At 66.6% G+C, this 17799-nt stretch carries 16 protein-coding genes; 4 read left to right on the top strand and 12 right to left on the bottom strand.

Translation table 11 applies throughout. The features are described 5' to 3' along the window. Positions 1-8 precede the first annotated feature (8 nt). The 8 genes from ABRP28_RS03835 to ABRP28_RS03800 all read right to left on the bottom strand — a co-directional run bounded on the left by ABRP28_RS03835 (position 9) and on the right by ABRP28_RS03800 (position 11678). The gene (locus ABRP28_RS03835) at positions 9-1034 is read right to left on the bottom strand and encodes a nucleoside hydrolase (protein ID WP_350002255.1); all 1026 of its coding nucleotides are present in this window, start codon (positions 1032-1034) and stop codon (positions 9-11) included. Between the two features lie 7 nt (positions 1035-1041). After that, positions 1042-2019: an aldo/keto reductase gene (locus tag ABRP28_RS03830; RefSeq protein WP_350002254.1), complete on the bottom strand. Its 978-nt coding sequence runs from the start codon at positions 2017-2019 to the stop codon at positions 1042-1044. 7 nt (positions 2020-2026) lie between these two features. After that, on the bottom strand, positions 2027-2587 hold the full coding sequence (locus ABRP28_RS03825; protein WP_350002253.1) for a hypothetical protein: 561 nt from the start codon (positions 2585-2587) through the stop codon (positions 2027-2029). After that, entirely contained in the window at positions 2584-3201 is a 618-nt protein-coding gene (locus tag ABRP28_RS03820; protein ID WP_350002252.1) for a DUF402 domain-containing protein, read from the bottom strand. Before ABRP28_RS03820 ends, ABRP28_RS03825 begins: the two co-directional genes overlap by 4 nt. Continuing rightward, positions 3198-5171: a 1-deoxy-D-xylulose-5-phosphate synthase gene (gene dxs / locus ABRP28_RS03815; protein WP_350002251.1), complete on the bottom strand. Its 1974-nt coding sequence runs from the start codon at positions 5169-5171 to the stop codon at positions 3198-3200. The genes ABRP28_RS03820 and dxs overlap by 4 nt, the downstream gene beginning before the upstream one ends. A gap of 143 nt (positions 5172-5314) precedes the next feature. Then, positions 5315-8140: an aconitate hydratase gene (locus ABRP28_RS03810; protein ID WP_350002250.1), complete on the bottom strand. Its 2826-nt coding sequence runs from the start codon at positions 8138-8140 to the stop codon at positions 5315-5317. Positions 8141-8319: 179 nt separating this feature from the next. Continuing rightward, the gene (locus ABRP28_RS03805) at positions 8320-9705 is read right to left on the bottom strand and encodes a TRAM domain-containing protein (protein ID WP_350002249.1); all 1386 of its coding nucleotides are present in this window, start codon (positions 9703-9705) and stop codon (positions 8320-8322) included. Then, a complete protein-coding gene (locus ABRP28_RS03800; RefSeq protein ID WP_350002248.1) occupies positions 9702-11678 on the bottom strand; it encodes an APC family permease in 1977 nt (658 codons plus the stop codon). The genes ABRP28_RS03805 and ABRP28_RS03800 overlap by 4 nt, the downstream gene beginning before the upstream one ends. A 120-nt stretch (positions 11679-11798) precedes the next feature. Between ABRP28_RS03800 and ABRP28_RS03795 the strand changes: the two genes are divergently transcribed. Together ABRP28_RS03795 and ABRP28_RS03790 are read left to right on the top strand one after the other, a co-directional pair. Beyond that, entirely contained in the window at positions 11799-12473 is a 675-nt protein-coding gene (locus ABRP28_RS03795) for a TrkA family potassium uptake protein (protein WP_350002247.1), read from the top strand. After that, positions 12470-13213: a TrkA family potassium uptake protein gene (locus ABRP28_RS03790; protein WP_350002246.1), complete on the top strand. Its 744-nt coding sequence runs from the start codon at positions 12470-12472 to the stop codon at positions 13211-13213. Before ABRP28_RS03795 ends, ABRP28_RS03790 begins: the two co-directional genes overlap by 4 nt. Here the strand turns inward: ABRP28_RS03790 and ABRP28_RS03785 are convergent. The 4 genes from ABRP28_RS03785 to dut all read right to left on the bottom strand — a co-directional run bounded on the left by ABRP28_RS03785 (position 13210) and on the right by dut (position 15705). Next, positions 13210-13989, bottom strand: a complete 780-nt coding sequence (locus tag ABRP28_RS03785; RefSeq protein ID WP_350002245.1) for a DUF3159 domain-containing protein — start codon at positions 13987-13989, stop codon at positions 13210-13212. The two genes, ABRP28_RS03790 and ABRP28_RS03785, sit on opposite strands and share 4 nt — an antisense overlap. Further along, entirely contained in the window at positions 13986-14345 is a 360-nt protein-coding gene (locus tag ABRP28_RS03780; RefSeq protein ID WP_350002244.1) for a hypothetical protein, read from the bottom strand. The genes ABRP28_RS03785 and ABRP28_RS03780 overlap by 4 nt, the downstream gene beginning before the upstream one ends. Continuing rightward, positions 14338-15066: a DUF3710 domain-containing protein gene (locus tag ABRP28_RS03775; protein ID WP_350002243.1), complete on the bottom strand. Its 729-nt coding sequence runs from the start codon at positions 15064-15066 to the stop codon at positions 14338-14340. The genes ABRP28_RS03780 and ABRP28_RS03775 overlap by 8 nt, the downstream gene beginning before the upstream one ends. A gap of 108 nt (positions 15067-15174) precedes the next feature. After that, complete coding sequence (gene dut / locus ABRP28_RS03770; protein WP_350002242.1) at positions 15175-15705, bottom strand: dUTP diphosphatase; 531 nt, start codon at positions 15703-15705, stop codon at positions 15175-15177. A gap of 116 nt (positions 15706-15821) precedes the next feature. On the opposite strand from dut, the gene ABRP28_RS03765 reads away from it, so the two are divergent. Together ABRP28_RS03765 and sepH are read left to right on the top strand one after the other, a co-directional pair. Then, positions 15822-16310 (top strand): DUF3093 domain-containing protein, encoded by a 489-nt coding sequence (locus ABRP28_RS03765; RefSeq protein ID WP_350002241.1) that lies wholly within the window; start codon positions 15822-15824, stop codon positions 16308-16310. 124 nt (positions 16311-16434) lie between these two features. Continuing rightward, the gene (sepH, locus tag ABRP28_RS03760; RefSeq protein WP_350002240.1) at positions 16435-17772 is read left to right on the top strand and encodes a septation protein SepH; all 1338 of its coding nucleotides are present in this window, start codon (positions 16435-16437) and stop codon (positions 17770-17772) included. Positions 17773-17799 lie beyond the last annotated feature (27 nt).

Raw genomic sequence — 17799 nt, 5'->3', positions numbered from 1 at the left:
CGGTCCCCTCAGCCGACCCGGGCGGCGAGGCCGCCCACAGCGGAGAGCAGCTCCCGGAAGGCCGCTGCCGGATGGTTGGCGGAGACCACGCGTGCGTTCGGCGGGGCACCCCACAGCCCGCGGAAGTCTGCCACCGTGGTGCCCATCAGGAGCGGCGACCCGGTCTCGACGTCCACTGTGGCGGGACGGGCCTGAAACTCCAGGGTTCCCGCTGCCACGCCCGCGGCGAAGAAGTCGTGGACGTGGGCCAGGTATCCCTGGTCGTAGTGCCGGTGGAACTCGAAGTAGAACCGCAGGGCGTCGGACAGGTGCCGGACCAGAGTGTTGTCCGAGGTGCTGCGCAGTCCTTCCGGCTGTTCGGGCAGCACCAGTTCGGGGATGCGCGCACCGGCCGCTTCCGCCAGCTGCCGCACGTGGTGGGGGTGCAGTTCCATCCGCTCGGTGGTATCCAGCGAGCACACAACAGGAAGCTTCTCCTGCGGCAGGCCGCGGAACGCGGCGTACACTTCCTTGGCGGCGTGCGGGTCAACGTGGGTGTTCCACTCGGCCGTGGGCGTTGTGTTGCCCTGGTGGTAGAAGCTGCCGCCCATGATCACCACCCCGGCCAGCAGGCGGGGAAGTGCCGGTTCCTTCCGGAGGGCGAGCGCAAAATTGGTCAGCGGCGCAGTGATGAGGGCGGTGAGCTCCCCTGGGCGGCGGCGGGCGTGTTCAACCCAGAGGTCCACGGCGTTCCGCCCGGACACCGCACCGGAGGGTTGAGGCAGGACCGCGTAGCCGATCCCCTGGGGTCCGTGGGTCTCGGGAGTGGTGAGCAGCGGTATGGCCAGGGGCTTGCGCGCGCCGATGGCAACTTCCACACCCGGCCGGCCGCACAGTTCGAGCAACGCCAGGGTGTTGCGTGCCACCTGGTCCGCGTCCACGTTTCCCGGTGTCGCGGTGACGGAAACGAACTCTGTGTCCGGCAGGGCGGCGAGGTAGGCCAGGGCAAGGGCATCGTCGATGCCCGTGTCCACGTCCAGCAGGAAAGCGGTCATCCCGGTCCTAGAACAGGGCAACCTTGGGAGCGGCCGGGAAGATACTGTCCAGCTCCGCAAGGTCTTTCTCCGAGGGCACCCAGCCGGCTGATTCGGCGTTCTGGCGGACCTGGTCCGACGTGGTGGCGCCGGCGATGACGCTGGCCACCGAGGGCTGGGCCGCCAGCCAGGAGAAGGCCACCTGGATTTCGGTCAGGCCGCGGTCCCTGGCGAAATCGCCGAACCTGCGCAGCTGGTCCCAGTCGGCGTCGTGGACCAGGTGCTGGCGGGTGTGGCTGAGCCGCGACCCGTCCGGGGCGTGGCCGGGCGAGTACTTGCCGGTCAGCAGTCCGTTGGCGAGCGGGAAGTAGGGCAGGACGCCCAGGCCGAATACTTCCGCAGCCGGCGTCACCTCAAGCTCGGCGCGCCGGTCCAGGAGGTTGTAGTGGTTTTGCGTGGAGATGAAGCGGGTGCAGCCCAGTTCCCTGGCCACGTACTCGGCCTGCGCGATCTGCCAGCCGGCCCGGTTTGAGTGGCCGATGTAGCGGACCTTGCCGCTGCTGACGAGGCTGTCCAGTGCGGACAGGGTCTCATCGATGGGAGTCAAGGGGTCAGGCGTGTGGAACTGGTAGAGGTCGATCCAGTCGGTGCCCAGCCGCCGCAGCGATGCCTCCACGGCCTGGATGATGTAGCGGCGTGATCCGCGGGCGCCGAAGTCGGGGCCGCTGGCACCCTTCATGTCCATGCCGAACTTGGTGGCCAGGACGACGTCCGCCCGCCTTGCGCCGAGCGCCTTGCCGAGCATCGCCTCGCTGAGCCCGGGTTCCCGCCCGTAGGTATCGGCGACGTCGAACAGCGTGATCCCGGCGTCGATCGCTGCGTGGACCACGGCGTCCGTGGCCTCCTGGGATTCGGTGGCGGTGTTGGCGCGGCCCAGGTTGTTGCAGCCCAGGCCGACGGCGGAGACGGTCAGGCCGGATTTTCCGAGCCGGCGGTACGTGGGCATTGTGCTCCTAGAGGCTGAAGCCGGCAGCCGGCTTGGCGGAATACTTGAGCTTGAAGTTGCCGGGCTCGGTGAAGGGGGCTGCGCCGATGCTCAGCTTGGTGAAGTCCAGGTCCTCGCCGCGGATGCACACCTTGACGGCGTTGACGGCCTTGTTTACCTCCGGGCACAGGCAGAAGATGTTGAGCTTGTAGTCCGTGAATTCGGAACGTTCCACCGTCCCCAGTCCACGCCAGGCCAGGTGGCTGATGAGCGCGTCGGTGGCCTTTTCCTCCAGGTAGCGGTCCCTGTCGGTGCCCTCACGGGTCTTCAGCGCGAACTGGGCCACCACCCAGAACTGTTCCTTTTCCGGAATCTCTGCGTAGCCGTCCTCGGCGCACTGGGCTGCGAAAGCGTCCAGGAGGCTCTCCGCCGCCTCGGGGGTGGAGACATCTGTCTCCTCGGTTTTGCTTTGGTGGCCCACATCGCCGTAGTTCATCACGAACTGGCTGTAGTCCTCGTCATACCAAGCCTCCCGGAAATGGAGGGTGCCCTCGTCGTCGCGCTTGTAGACCCTGACAATTCCGCTCATGACCGTCCCTTGGTAAACCATTCGACGTCGGTGCCGTCGAATGGTGCGTTCTGCGCCTTTACGGCCTGGTAAAGCTGGTCCGCCGAAGCCTCGAGGGATTCGGCAAGTGCGGCGGGGTAGTCCATGGCCACCCGGTGCTCGGCGAATTCGTCCTCGTCGTCAATGAACACGCCCCTGGCGGCCGTCCGGACGACGTCCAGGTCCATGTCGATGACATGGAATTCGGTGACGGCGGGACGGATGGTGCTCCATTCGTGGGCGACGGCCAGGTCGATGTAGACCCGCACCCCACCTGGGTGGGCGTCGTCGTAGAACGTGGCCACCCAGTCGCCTTCGCGCGGCACAAGGAGCACGGCATCAGACTGAGTGTAGAACGCCGCGCCCGGACGGGAACAGAATTCATTGGTTCCCTGGAAAATCCACCAGCCGTGCCGGTCCTCGCCGAGGTAGCGCCCGGGTACCACCCAGTGGGCTTTGCCGTTCCATTTCCGGTTCCGGGCGACCACCAGCTGGCCGGGATGAAGGTTCTCCGGTACCCGCGTTGCCCCCGGGTGGTTTTCCCCTGCAGGTTCCCCCAGGACACCGGGGTATTTCAGCTCAGCCTCTCCCCTCACAGAATCGGAAGGCTTCCGGTGGTGGGGTGCTGCTGGCCGGGCAGGGGACGCGCAAAGGGGACCTTTGTGCCGAGAACCTGCGCAACGACGTCGTGCGTGATCTGCTGGGCGGTCAAGCCCACGCGTTCGAGGATCTGGGCGCGGGTGCCGTGGTCCAGGAATTCGACTGGAAGGCCCACCTCGTTCAGGGCGGTGTCCACGCCCGCGGCCCGCATTTCCTGTCGGATCCGCGAACCGACGCCGCCGGCACGGACGCCGTCCTCAATACAGATCACCAGGCGGTGGTGCGAGGCCAGCGCGATGATGGAACGCGGGACGGGCAGGACCCAGCGCGGGTCCACCACGGTGGTGCTGATGCCCTGCGCGCCGAGGCGGTTGGATACGTCCAGCGCGAGTTCGGACATGGCACCCACGCTGACGATCAGGACATCGTTTTCCGTGGAGCCGCTGGGCCGCCGGGCCAGCACGTCAACGCCGTCGCTGAGGCGTTCAAGGGCTTCCACTTCCGCGCCCACGGATCCCTTGGAGAAGCGGACCACGGTGGGAGCGTCGCCGATTGCCACGGCCTCCCGAAGCTCCTCGCGCAGCCGGCTGGCATCGCGCGGGGCTGCAAGGTGGAGTCCGGGGACGATCTGGACCATGGACATGTCCCACATGCCGTGGTGGCTGGCCCCGTCCGGACCGGTGACGCCTGCGCGGTCCAGGACGATGGTCACGCCGGCCTTGTGCAGGGCCACGTCCATGAGGAGCTGGTCGAAGGCCCGGTTCAGGAAGGTTGCATAGACGGCAACCACGGGGTGCAGCCCGCCGAAGGCCATGCCGGCGGCGGATGTGAGTGCGTGCTGTTCGGCGATTCCGACGTCGATCACGCGGTCCGGGTGCCGGGCCGCGAATTTATGCAGGCCAACGGGGATGAGCATGGCGCCGGTGATGCCGACGACGTCCTTCCGCTCATCGGCGATGGCTGCGATTTCGTCGGCGAAGACCGAGGTCCAGGACTGGGCGCCGGCGGCGCCGGTGGGCTCGCCGGTCTCGGGGTCGATGATGCCGACGGCATGGAACTGGTCTGCCTCGTGGGCGCGGGCGGGGGCGTAGCCGTGGCCCTTTTCGGTCATCGCATGCACAATGACGGGCCCGCCGTAGTGCTTGGCCGTGGACAGTGCGTGTTCCATTGCCTGGAGGTTGTGGCCGTCCACGGGACCGATGTACTTCATGCCCAGGTCTTCGAACATGCCTTGCGGGGCCCACCAGTCCTTGATGCCCTTTTTCATGGCGTGCAGGCTCTTGTAGGTGAACTGGCCCGCCGGTCCCCCGTTTTGGAGTTTCTTCTTCCACCACTCGAGTGCCACTTCGTAGGCCGGTGCCGTCCGGAAGGAATCGATCGTGGGGCGCAGGGACGCAAGGTAGTCCGCGAAACCGCCCACGGTGGGCGCATAGGACCTGCCATTGTCATTGACCACAATCACGACGCGCCGCTTTTTGTCCGCAGCGATGTTGTTGATGGCTTCCCAGGCCATGCCGCCGGTCAGCGCACCGTCGCCCACCACAGCGATGACGTACCGGTCGCCTTCCCCGGTGAGCTGGCGGGCACGGGAGATGCCGTCCGCCCAGGACAGCGACGAGGAAGCGTGCGAGCTTTCCACAATGTCGTGCTCTGATTCGGCCCGGGAGGGGTAGCCGGAGATTCCGCCCTCCTGGCGCAGGGTGCTGAAATCCTGGCGCCCGGTCAGCAGCTTGTGGACATACGACTGGTGGCCGGTGTCGAAGACAATGCTGTCACGGGGCGAGTCGAAGATGCGGTGCACGGCAAGCGTCAGTTCCACCACGCCAAGGTTGGGTCCGAGGTGTCCGCCCGTCTGGGAGACGTTCGTGATCAGGAAGTCCCTGACCTCCGAAGCCAGCTGCTTCAGCTGGTCTTCTGACAACTCGTTCAGGTCTTGCGGATTCCGGATGGTCTCCAAGATTCCCACTGACCCCTCCTTCAGGTGGTAGACGTGCCGTTTAACTCTAACGCCTTGGTCCGCAGGACCAGACGTACCTGCACAGCCGAAGCCCCGGCTGGTCGGTGACCGGCCGGGGCTTCGGGATGGTGGTGCCTGCTGGGCAGTTACCGCTAGTTCGCGGAGATCTGGCGCAGGACGTACTGCAGGATGCCGCCGTTGCGGTAGTAGTCCGCTTCACCCGGGGTGTCGATGCGCAGGACCGCGTCGAACGTCGTGGAGCTGCCGTCCTCGGCGGTCGCCGTGACCTTGAGGGTCTTGGGCGTGGTGCCCTCGTTCAGGGCGGTGACGCCCTCAACCGAGAACGTTTCCGTGCCGGACAGGCCCAGTGTGGCGGCGGATTCGCCGGCCGGGAACTGCAGCGGCAGGACGCCCATGCCGATGAGGTTGGAGCGGTGGATGCGCTCGTAGCTCTCGGCGATGACAGCCTTGACGCCCAACAGGGCGGTACCCTTGGCAGCCCAGTCACGGGAGGAACCGGATCCGTATTCCTTGCCGGCCAGGACCACCAGCGGGGTGCCGGCTGCCTGGTAGTTCTGCGCGGCGTCGTAAACGTAGGCCTGCGGGCCGCCTTCCTGGGTGAAGTCGCGGGTGAAGCCACCTTCGACGCCGTCCAGGATCTGGTTCTTGATGCGGATGTTCGCGAACGTTCCGCGGATCATCACCTCGTGGTTGCCGCGGCGGGAACCGTAGGAGTTGAAGTCCTTGCGCTCCACGCCATTGGCCAGCAGGTACTGGCCGGCAGGGGTGTCGGACTTGAACGAACCGGCCGGGGAGATGTGGTCGGTGGTGACCGAATCGCCCAGCTTCAGGAGCACGCGTGCGCCCGTGATGTCCTTGACGGGCTCCGGCTGCGCCTGCATGCCCTCGAAGTACGGGGGCTTCCGGACGTAGGTGGAGCTCGGATCCCAGGCGAAGGTGTCACCGGCGGGAGTGTCGAGCGACTTCCAGCGGTCGTCACCTTCGAAGACGCCTTCGTAGCCCTTGGCGAACATTTCCTTGTCGATCGAGGAATCGATGACCTGCTGGACCTCAACCGGGTTGGGCCAGATGTCCTTCAGGAAGACATCGTTGCCGGCCTGGTCCTGGCCCAGGGCGTCGGTTTCGAAATCGAAGTCCATGGACCCGGCCAGGGCGTAGGCGATGACCAGCGGCGGGGAAGCCAGGTAGTTCATCTTCACGTCCGGGTTGATGCGGCCTTCGAAGTTGCGGTTGCCCGACAGGACAGCAGCGACGGCGAGGTCGTTGGCCTGGATGGCTTCCGAAACTTCGGCTTCCAGCGGGCCGGAGTTGCCGATGCAGGTGGCGCAGCCGTAGCCCACGATGTAGAAGCCAAGCTTCTCCAGGTAGGGCGTCAGGCCCGACTTCTCGTAGTAGTCGGTGACAACCTTCGAGCCCGGGGCAACGGAGGTCTTGACCCACGGCTTGGAGGTCAGGCCCATGTCCACGGCGTTGCGTGCCAGGACTGCCGCGGCCAGCATGACCGACGGGTTGGAGGTGTTGGTGCAGGAGGTGATGGATGCGATGGTGACTGCACCGTGGTCCAGCTCGAACTCGCGGCCGTCAGCCATCTTTACCGGGACCGGCTGGGAGACGCGTCCCGCTCCCCCGTGGCCCGCCGAGTACTTCGGCGGCTCGCGGTCGGTATCGGAGACGTGGGTCGCTCCCCCGGTGAAGGACGGAGCGTCCGAAGCCGGGAAGGTTTCCTCGAGCGACTCGTCCAGGGTGCCGGCGTTGGCGTCGTGGGAGACGTAGTTCTTCAGGTCGTGGCGGAATTCGTCCTTGGCCTCGGTCAGGTCGATGCGGTCCTGCGGGCGCTTGGGGCCGGCGATGGACGGAACAACCGTGGACAGGTCCAGTTCCAGGTACTCGGAGAACTTGATCTCGCGGGAAGGATCGTGCCAGAGGCCCTGTTCCTTGGCGTAGGCCTCCACGAGTGCCACGTTCTGGTCCGAACGGCCGGTGAGGCGCAGGTAGTCCAGGGTGACGTCGTCGATCGGGAACATGGCAGCCGTGGAACCGAATTCCGGGCTCATGTTGCCGATGGTGGCGCGGTTGGCCAGCGGCACAGCGGCAACGCCTTCGCCGTAGAACTCCACGAACTTGCCCACGACACCGTGCTTGCGAAGCTGCTCGGTGATGGTGAGCACCACGTCGGTGGCGGTGGCGCCGGCGGGGATGGAGCCGGTCAGCTTGAAGCCCACAACACGCGGGATCAGCATGGAGACGGGCTGGCCCAGCATGGCGGCCTCGGCTTCGATGCCGCCGACGCCCCATCCGAGGACACCCAGGCCGTTGACCATGGTGGTGTGCGAGTCGGTACCGACGCAGGTGTCCGGGTAGGCGCGCAGGGCACCGTCAACTTCGCGGGTCATGACCGTGCGGGCCAGGTATTCAATGTTGACCTGGTGGACGATGCCGGTTCCCGGCGGGACGACCTTGAAGTCGTCGAACGCAGTCTGGCCCCAGCGCAGGAACTGGTAACGCTCCCCGTTGCGCTGGTATTCGATCTCCATGTTGCGCTCCAGTGCGCCGGAGTTGCCGAAGGCGTCGATCTGGACCGAGTGGTCAATGACCATCTCGGCAGGCGCCAGGGGGTTGACCCGTTTGGGGTCGCCACCCAGTTCCTTGACCGCTTCGCGCATCGTCGCCAGGTCAACCACGCAGGGAACGCCGGTGAAGTCCTGCATGATCACGCGTGCCGGCGTGAACTGGATTTCTGTATCGGGCTGGGCATTCGGATCCCAGCCTGCCAAGGCGCGGACGTGATCGGCAGTGATGTTCGCGCCGTCCTCGGTCCTCAACAGGTTTTCAAGCAATACCTTGAGGCTGAACGGAAGGTTTTCTGCACCTTCAACGGAGTTCAACCGGAAAATTTCGTATTCGGTTCCGGCTACATTAAGTTTGCCTTTTGAACCGAAGCTGTCCACAGTGCTCATCGCAGGACTCCTCTCGCAACAGTTTCATCTTTGTCGCGCGGTAGACCGCCTGCTAGTTAGGAAGCCCTAATTAGTTTCGGGCCCGAAATTGCACACGGCCGGCCGTGATTACGGAGCGCGACGTGGGACTACTACGGCCATCGTAGTCGAAAACCCCGGTGGCATCATGGACGGTTTCCTCAATCGCGCGGCGTAAGCAGGGCCACTGTCTCCAGGTGGTGGGTGTGGGGATACAGATCGAAGGCCCGGAGTCCTGACACGTCCCACCCGGCCTGGCGGAAGTACCCCACGTCCCGTGCGAACGACGCCGGATCGCAGGACACGTAGGCAATGGCGCGCGGCTGCGCATCGACCAGCTGCCGGACCACGGCCTTTCCCGCACCGGCACGGGGCGGATCAAGGATCAGCGCGTCGAAATTCCGCGGTTTCTGGCGGAGGACCCGCTCCACCCTGCCCTGGACGATCTCCACCTGGGGCGCTGCGTGCAGGTTCTTGCGCGCGTCCCGGCTGGTTCCGGCGGCCCCCTCCACCGACAGGACGGAGCCGGTCTCCCCCACGGCGTCCGCCAGGACGGCTGTGAACAATCCTGCTCCCGCGTAGAGGTCTGCCACCACCGCGCCGGCGTGGAGGAAGCCGCCGTCCTGGAGGAATTTTGTGACGCCCCCCACAAGGGCTTCGGGCGCGTCGCGGTGGATCTGCCAGAACCCGGCGCCGGTCACCCGGTAGTCATGGCCGGCCGCTGTTTCCTGCACCCACGTGCGGCCACGCAGCTGCTGCACGGCTTCGGTCTCGGGGTCGAATGAGGCTACGGACACTTCGCCTGGCAGTTGTGCTGCGACGGCGTTGAGCCGCTTGGGCTTGGTCCCCGGGGCCGGCGCCAGGAGCACCAGCGGACGTGAACCGTTGGCGGGGGCTGCCACTTCCACCCGGTCGATGCCCTGCAGGTCGATGTCCCAGAGGCGCAGGGCATTAATGGCATCAACAGCCAGCGGCATTTCCCTGACGGGCACGATGTGGGTGGAGCGGTGTGCGTGCATTCCCAGCTTCCCGCCCGGGGTGACCGAGAAGCTGGCGCGCGTCCGCCACCCGAGGCCGTCCCCGCCGTCGGAAGCTCCACCCACTGCCTCCACGCTGGTGCCGGCCCAATCGGGAACCTGTTCGACGCCGGCCAGGCGCCTGAGCTGTTCAGCCAGCACCTCTGCCTTCAGGGCCCGCTGCCGGGCAAGGGAAATGTGCCCGAATTCCGCCCCGCCCACCGGCGGATGCCCGTGGCCCCACGCCCGCAGCGAATCGGCCGCATGCCAGAAGTGGTCCACGCGGTCCGGGGAGGCTTCCAGGACCTCAACCACATCCGCCCGCCAGAACTTGGCCTTTTCCCCGGCGTCCGTCAGCCGTACCCGCACCTTCTCGCCGGGTATGCCGTGCCGGACGAAAATAACCCGTCCCTCGTGCCTGGCGACGCAGTGGCCGCCATGGGCCACCGGGCCGACGTCGAGCACTATCTCAGTGCCCAACGCTCCCGCCGGGGCCTGGTGGTTGGTTTGCAACTGGGTCTTCGCGCTCATTGGACGTCCTGCAGGTTCTTGGCTTCTTCGGATGATTTCAGCTGCCAGGGAACGCTCGCCACCATGACGCCTGGTTCAAAGTGCAGCCGGGTCTTGATGCGGAGGGCTGTCTGGTTGTGGACCAGTTGTTCCCACCATTTGCCCACCACGTATTCGGGGATGTACACAACGATCAGGTCCCGTGGCGAGTCCCGCCGCATCTGCTTGACGTACTCCATGATGGGCGTGACAGTCTCGCGGTAGGGGCTCGCCAGTACCGTCAGCGGCACGGGAATCTCCAGCTTTTCCCAGTCAGCCACGGTCTGTGCGGTCTCCTCGGTGTCGATGTCCACCGTCACCGCATCGAGCCGGGAGGGCCGGGACGCCCTGGCGTAGGCCAGTGCCCGCAACACGGGCTTGCGGACATGGGACACCAGCAGGACGGCGTGCACCCGGGTGGGAAGGGCCCGCGGCGAGGAATCCTCATCCACTGCCAGTTCCCTGGCCACATTGTCGTAGTGGGCCCTGATGCTCCACATGATCAGGAACAGGATGACCATGGCGAGCAGGGCGATCCAGGCGCCCTGTTCGAACTTGGTCACCAGGACGATGACGAGGACCGTGGCGGTCATGCCGAAGCCGATGCTGTTGATGATCCGTGACTTGAACATCCGGCGGCGGACGGCTTTGTCCCTGGCCAGCTTGAGCTGGCGTCCCCAGTGCCGGATCATTCCCAGCTGGCTGGCCGTGAAGGAGATGAACACGCCCACGATGTAAAGCTGGATGAGCTTGGTGACGTCCGCGTTGAACGCCAGGATGAGCACCAGCGCACCCGCGGCGAGGGCCAGGACACCGTTGCTGAAGGCCAGCCGGTCACCCCTGGTCCGCAGCTGGCGGGGAAGGTATCCGTCCTGGGCGAGGATCGAGCCGAGCACGGGGAAGCCGTTGAAGGCCGTGTTGGCCGCGAAGACAAGGATGACGCCGGTTGCGGCCACCACGATATAGAACGGTATGGATCCCGGTCCGAAGATGGTGTGGGCGATCTGGCTGATGGCCGGTGTCTGGATATACCCCTCGGGGAGTGGGCTGCCATCGAGCAGGAACTCCGTGGCGGGGTCTAGGACGATGTGTACCTTGGTGGCATTGGCCAGGTACATGATGCCCGCCAGCATGGTGGCGCCGATAACGCCCAGCAGCAGCAGGGTGGTGGCAGCGTTCTTGCTTTTCGGGGGCCGGAAGTTGGGCACGCCGTTACTGATGGCTTCGACGCCGGTCAGCGCCGCGGCGCCTGATGAGAACGCGCGCAGCAGCAGGAAGGCCCCGGCGAGCCCTACCAGCCCTTCGTCGAACCCGGGGGCGGGGACGATCGTGAACGCGGCGGAGGGCGCCTCCCCCAGCTGTCCGGTGGCCGCCTGGAAGATGCCCACGGCCGTCATGCCCAGGATGGAAACCATGAAGAGGTAGGTGGGAAGGGCAAACATCGTGCCTGCCTCTTTCACTCCGCGCAGGTTCACCAGAGCGAGGACGGCGACGCCGACGGCGGCAATGGCCGCCTGGTTGCCGTGCAGGGACGGGACGGCGGTGGTGAGGTACGTGGCGGCCGAGGAGATGGACACTGCAACAGTCAGGACGTAGTCCACCAGCAGCGCTGAAGCAACGGTGAGGCCGGCGTACTTGCCAAGGTTTTCGCCGGCAATCTCGTAGTCGCCGCCGCCGGAGGGGTAGGCGTGGACGTTTTGCCGGTACGAAGCCACAACGGTGAGCAGGACCACCATGACCGCCAGGCCCACCCAGGGCGAGAACGCCACGGCGCTGACGCCCGCCAGCGCCAAGGTGAGCAGGATCTCGTCGGGTGCGTACGCCACGGACGAGAGGGCGTCGGAGGCGAAGACGGGAAGTGCGATCCGCTTGGGAAGCAGCGTGTGGGCCAGCCGGTCATTTCGGAATGGCCGGCCCACCAGCACACGCTTGGCGGCGTTCAATATTGTCAGCACCCCACAAAGCTAGTCTGATTCCCGGACTATGTCATGACGGGCGCCGGACGGCTGCAGCCCCGATGCTGGCGGTAGAGTTCTAGCAGCAGGACCTTGACAGGATTACAGAGGAGAAACACCGTGGCGCATTTCGTGATCATGGGATGTGGCCGGGTGGGGGCGACGCTGGCGCACACGCTGGAGGACGCCGGGCATTCTGTGGCCATCATCGACCAGGACGACCGCGCCTTCCGCCGGCTCCGGCAAGGGTTCACCGGCCGCAAGGTCACCGGCGTCGGCTTCGACCGTGACACCATGAAGCAGGCTGGGGTCTCTGAGGCGTACGCATTCGCGGCGGTGTCCAGCGGTGACAACTCCAACATCCTCGCCACCCGCGTGGCCCGGGAAACGTTCCACGTCCCCCATGTGGTGGCCCGGATCTACGATCCCGGCCGTGCGGAGATCTACCAGCGCCTGGGCATTCCCACTGTGGCGGCGGTCCGGTGGAGCGCGGACCAGGTGCTCCGGCGCATCCTGCCCGAACAGCACCTCGCCGGTGATTTCCGCGAACCCTCGGGCCGCCTGGTACTGGCCGAACTCGACCTCGACCCCGGATGGATCGGGCAACCGGTCAGCAGCATCGAAAAAGCCGCGGACATCCGGATCGCCTACCTCACCCGCTTCGGTGAGGGAATCCTGCCGGCCGCGGGCACCGCGTACCAGGACGGTGACACCGTGCACGCCATGCTCCAGGTGGACCGCAGCTCGCGGGTCGCCCAGATCCTGGCCAAAGCCCCTGCCAAGGAGTCCCAGTGAAAGTCGTGATCGTTGGCGCGGGAAGCGTCGGATCGTCCATCGCCAGGGAACTGCTGGCGCACAAACACGAGATCCTCCTGATCGACCTCAAACCGGAAGTGATCGGACGGAGCGGCCTCCGTGGGGCGCACTGGCTGGTGGGCGACGCCTGCGAACTGAGCACCCTCCAGGGAGCCAGGGTTGAAGACGCGGACGTCGTGGTGTCCGCCACCGGTGACGACAAGGTAAACCTGGTGGTCTCACTGCTGGCCAAGACCGAGTTTGGGGTGGGCCGCACAGTGGGGCGGGTCAACAACCCCAAGAATGACTGGATGTTCAACGATTCCTGGGGAGTGGACGTTGCGGTCAACACCCCGCAGCTCATGACCGCCCTGGTGGAGGAAGCCGTGGAGATCGGCGACCTTGTCCGGCTCCTCACGCTCCAGACCGGGGTGTCCTCACTGGTGGAGTTCACCGTTCCGCACGATTCCCACGTTATCGGCAGCACCGTGGGCGAGATCCGGTGGCCGGAGGACTCCACGCTGGTGGCCATCCTTCGGGACCACGCCCCCATCACGCCCAGCCGCGATGACGTGATCGACGGCGGGGACGAGCTGTTCTTCGTGACAACTATCGCCGCGGAGGACGACCTGCGCGCACTGCTCTCTCCAGACTCCTCGGAACCGCCGCAGCCCCGGCCCGCCGACGACGCCGGCCACCTGGAGCAGCAGGGCCCGGAGGACGACGGCTTCGACGGCTAGTTTCCGGCAGCCTTGGTGTGCTCCGGCCCGGACCCTGCCGGGGCCGGGCGGGTGACGAGCCAGGCGATCCAGACACCGAGGATGTAGAGCGGCGCACCCATGATGAGCCGGGTGGTGGCCAGGGCGGCCAGCCCGTCCGGACCCATGAGGTAGAGCGGAACCTGCACCACGAGCCGGAGGGCAAGGACTGCGACGATGATCCAGGTGCCCAGCTGGTACGCCTTGACCCGCGCCGGGTCCTTGCGCCAGTCGAGGCCCTCGTTCCGGATGAATCCGAAGAGCAGGCCCGCTACCGGCCACTTAAGGAAGATGGAGAGCACCATCGCCAGGATGTAACCGGCATTGGTGAAGAAGCCGGGCAGGTAGAAGTCCTCCGCTTTACCGGTGGTGTTGGCGAGCCAGGCGGAAATGCCCACGCCCACCACACCGGCGAGTGCCTGCGTCAGCGGCTTGCGCTGGACCAGCCGGACTACTGTGAAGACTGCTGCGGACGCAAGTGCCGCCACGAGGGACAACGTGAGTTCCCGGGTAACGGTGAACGCCACCAGGAAGACCAGCCCGGGGGCGATGCTCTCGGCAATGCCCTGGACCCCGCCGGCGCTTCGGAGGACGTCCACCCGGCCGTCGTGGGTGCGGTGCAGTCCGGCCTTGGCAGCATATTCCGCTGCAAGGCCCGCCATGGGAGACGGCTCCTGGCCAGGGGCCGGCTTGCCTGCGTGGCCTGGAGAATCCGGGCCCTGCGATCCGGCGGACGGGTCGGGCTGGGGCGAGGTCATTCGTCCTCCTGGCGGGACAGTATTTCGTAGCGTGGGTTGAACATGGTGGGCAGTCCGTTGTTCAGGGACAGCATTCCTTCCAGCCGGATCTGCGCGCCGGCTTCTATGCCCGGCACGCGCCGGCGTCCCAGCCACACAACCCGGAGCCTCCCGCGCCGTCCACCGGCCCGGGCGGCAAGCCTTCCCGGTTCGGCGTCGGACACCATGGCGCTGAAGGCGGCAGCCTGGTCCGCCGGGAGGAAAGTCACCGATTCGACGCGCCCCTGGCAGGTGACCCGGCCCTTGTCAGGAAGCTGGCTGATGGGAAGCGCGCCGCCGTGGCTTCGGGGCTCGCCCTCCGGTGCAGAATCAGCCAATCTGTGTGGTTTCCGGACCACGTTCCGGTTCCTGCAGCGAGGAGGCCGCCGGCGGGGTGGCGGAAGGCGGCGGGGTGGCGGCTGCGTCCTTGGGCAGGCGGAGCTGCAGCAGGTCCCGGGGCGGCATGGGACTGCCGCCGCGGATCACCACAACCTGCCTGAAAAGGGCTTCGAGCGGCTCGGCAGCCGATCGTTCCAGGGCTGCCGGACCGCCCAGCACGCCGCGGAGGAACCAGCGGGGGCCGTCGACGCCCACAAAGCGCGCCACCCGGTAGCCCTGGCTGCCGTCGGGCAGTCCGGCCGGGAGTTTCGCTACGAGTTCCGTCCCGAAGCCGCCGTCGACTTCCTCGACCTGGCCGCCCTGCGCCCCGACGGACTGGCCGATCTGCTCCCGGATTTCATCCCACAGCCCTTCGGTCTTGGGGGCGGCGAATGCCTGCAGCTGCAGGCTCGATCCGTTGAGGTCCAAGGTAACGGCCACTACGCGCTGGGTGGCTTCTTCCACCTCGAGCCGCAGCTGCAGGCCCTCGCTGGGTGCGATCAGCAGCGCGCCAAGGTCCACGTAGCCGTCGCGGCTGCTGATCTCGGATTCATCAAACGGTCCGTTGGCGCGGACGCCGGAGCCGGCCTCCACGTCCTCGGGGGACTCCGCGGTGGTCAGGGAACCATCCGGTGCGGATGCTTCTTCCTTCTTGGCTTTCCTGCCGAGCCCAAAGACCATGAGGGTGTCTCCTTAGTTATGAATTGTGCCGGTCCGGGCCTCAGGGGGTCCCGCCGTCGTGCTTTGCCGCTGCCGGCAGCAAGCTGCCGGAACGGAAAATGTTTTGCCTCAGGCCCCAGGCCGCTTGAAACCGCCGGTCGATCCGAATCCCCCGGTACCGCGCACGGATCCGCTCAAGTCGTTGACGGGGATGAACTGCGCGTATTCCACGCGCTGGATGACCATCTGGGCAATTCTATCGCCGCGGTGCAGCTCAATGGCCTCGGTGGTGTCGGTGTTCAGGAGCGTGACTGCTATTTCCCCACGGTACCCGGCGTCCACAGTTCCAGGGGCGTTGACGATGGTCAGCCCGTGTTTGGTGGCCAGCCCTGAGCGTGGGTGGATAAGGGCCACGAACCCTTCAGGCAGGGCGATTGCCACTCCGGTGGGCACGAGCTTGCGCTCCCCCGGCTGCAGGACAACGTCTTCCCTGGCGCGAAGGTCAGCGCCGGCGTCGCCCGGGTGCGCGTAGGACGGCGCTTCCAGGCCAGGGTCCAGCATCTTCAGCTGGACCTGCAGGGTAGGGGCTGAGGCAAGGGGCGCATCCCCGGCAGGGTGAGCCGCGGGAAAGGTGTCTACTGCTGCGGATTGATCAGTCACAGTCACTCACTCTAACCCGCGCCCGCGGATGGAGCCTAGGCCGCGTCCGACTGCCGACGGCGTGCAGTCGGCGCCGCCGGGATGAAATAGCCACGGAAAGGTGGAAAGCTTGGTCCATGCCCGAATCCAGCTCAGCCGCGCCCGTTCCCAGCACACCCTCCGCAGAGGCTGCCGTGATCTATCGCGAGAAGTTGTGGCCGAACGCGTGGATCTGGATCATCGCCGCAGGCGTTTCCGGCGCGGGAATCCTGGTATTCGCTCCCATCAGCGCGGCCGCCGGGTACACGGCTGCAGTGGTGCTCTTTGCCATCATCGCCGTACTCCTGGTCGTTTCCACCCCGAGCATCGTTGTTACCCACAAAACACTCACGGTGGGGCGGGCCACCATCGAGCGCCGCTACGTGGGCGCCGCCCAGCCGTTCCGCGGCCAGGAAGCGACGGCGGAACGCGGCACACGGCTGAACGGGCTGGCCTACCTCTGCATCCGGGGCTGGATCGATCCGGTGGTCAAGGTCGAGATCACGGATCCCTCAGACCCGACGCCGTACTGGCTGGCCTCCACCCGCCGCCCGGATGAGCTGACCGCAGCCCTCACGCGGCAGTAGCCTTTGGCGCCTCCATTCGGACGGATGTCCCGGAATATCGCGGCGCGCCCTGTCCCTTGAGCCAAAACACGGCCCCCGGATGGCAAAGTTTCGAGTGATAGTAATGCCAGGGTGGAGGATTTGTATGCAGGATCTACGGCTTGTAGGCGTACACGACGACGGGACTCACCTCCTGTTGAGCGGGGCCGGCGGCGAGATGTTCCAGCTGCCGATCGATGAAGCGCTGAGGACGGCAAGCAGGTCTGCGGTTAAGCCGCGGGTCGAGCGGCCTGCCATTCCCATGTCCCCGCGGGACATCCAGGCCCGGATCAGGGCAGGGGCCACGGCGGCGGACGTTGCCGAGGCTTCCGGGTTGCCGCTGGCCAAGGTTGAACGGTACGAGGGCCCGGTCCTTGCGGAACGGGAATACGTTGCCCAGCAGGCCCGCAAGGTGGAAGTGGCAGCCCCCTCGCCCGGACACGACATCTACCGCTCGGCATTTGGCGACAACCCGGCGACGCTGAACGACATGGTGGCCCACCGTCTTTCTGCGCATGGCATCGACCCCGCTTCCGTGGAGTGGGATTCCTGGCGCCGCCAGGACGGAACCTGGACCGTGTCTGCCATGTTCGAGACGAAGAACGGCGGCGCTCCGGGCATCGGCGAGGAGCCGCCGGCGCTGTGGACGTTCAACCCCGCCCGGAAGGCCCTGCACAATGCCACCCGCTGGGCACAGCAGCTCAGTGAGCTGGAGCCTTTGGACGGTCCGGTTCCGGCCCGCAGGTTGTCCGCCGTTTCGGACCGGCCCTTCGATTTTGAGACTGATGCCGACTCCGCTCCCGGGAACCAGGGCGGCACCCCCGGCCAGGCAGCCGCCAAGGACAAGGAATCCGACGGCCTCCTGGACATGCTGCGCTCGCGCCGGGGCCAGCGGCTTGGAGTGGATGAGGATTCCGACGACGCCCTGGCGCTGCTCCTGACGAACGGTGTGCCTGCCGCCCACCCCCGGCCCTCTGAGGTGACCCCCGAAGCGGAAGAACAGGCCGCTGGCACCGAGCCGGACCGCACCGACGCTCCTGCCGCCCAGGGCGATTCCTTCGTCCGGCGGCGGGATGCCCGGCCGTCCATGCTGTCCAGGCTCAGCCTCCTGCCTCCGCAGCACGAGCCCGCCGACGAAAACCTGCGGCTGCATAACGGTGTCAGCACCGATACCCGGGAGATCACCATTGTGGCCTCACCGCAGCGGGCCACCGGCCCGGCGGATGCGGCGCACGGCAACGGCAACGGCAACGGCACGTCGGGTGGTGCGGGACTGGACGAGTTGTTGGGCGGCACCCCGAAGCGCCCGGCCCGGAACGATGATTCCTCCCCCACCACCGGGCAGCTGCCTGAGGCTGGGGCTCCCGAGCGGCAGCCGGCCAGGCCCAAGCGCTCCAGCGTTCCGTCCTGGGACGAAATCGTCTTCGGTACCCGCGGAGACTGACTCCCCGGGACAGCGCCGGGGGCAGCC

It is taken from the genome of Pseudarthrobacter sp. WHRI 8279 (assembly GCF_040224115.2).
In the GTDB taxonomy this organism is placed as follows: Bacteria; Actinomycetota; Actinomycetes; order Actinomycetales; family Micrococcaceae; genus Arthrobacter.
The sequence above is the reverse complement of the archived record's forward strand: the minus strand, read 5'-3'. Positions and strand labels throughout refer to the sequence as shown.

What these genes read in the sequence shown, in the direction of transcription:
- ABRP28_RS03810 (WP_350002250.1), bottom strand. Translation starts at nt 8,140, where the DNA reads ATGAGCACTGTGGACAGCTTCGGTTCAAAAGGCAAACTTAATGTAGCC.
- ABRP28_RS03785 (WP_350002245.1), bottom strand. Translation starts at nt 13,989, where the DNA reads ATGACCTCGCCCCAGCCCGACCCGTCCGCCGGATCGCAGGGCCCGGAT.
- ABRP28_RS03775 (WP_350002243.1), bottom strand. Translation starts at nt 15,066, where the DNA reads ATGGTCTTTGGGCTCGGCAGGAAAGCCAAGAAGGAAGAAGCATCCGCA.
- ABRP28_RS03825 (WP_350002253.1), bottom strand. Translation starts at nt 2,587, where the DNA reads ATGAGCGGAATTGTCAGGGTCTACAAGCGCGACGACGAGGGCACCCTC.
- ABRP28_RS03765 (WP_350002241.1), top strand. Translation starts at nt 15,822, where the DNA reads ATGCCCGAATCCAGCTCAGCCGCGCCCGTTCCCAGCACACCCTCCGCA.
- sepH (WP_350002240.1), top strand. Translation starts at nt 16,435, where the DNA reads ATGCAGGATCTACGGCTTGTAGGCGTACACGACGACGGGACTCACCTC.
- ABRP28_RS03805 (WP_350002249.1), bottom strand. Translation starts at nt 9,705, where the DNA reads ATGAGCGCGAAGACCCAGTTGCAAACCAACCACCAGGCCCCGGCGGGA.
- ABRP28_RS03830 (WP_350002254.1), bottom strand. Translation starts at nt 2,019, where the DNA reads ATGCCCACGTACCGCCGGCTCGGAAAATCCGGCCTGACCGTCTCCGCC.
- ABRP28_RS03835 (WP_350002255.1), bottom strand. Translation starts at nt 1,034, where the DNA reads ATGACCGCTTTCCTGCTGGACGTGGACACGGGCATCGACGATGCCCTT.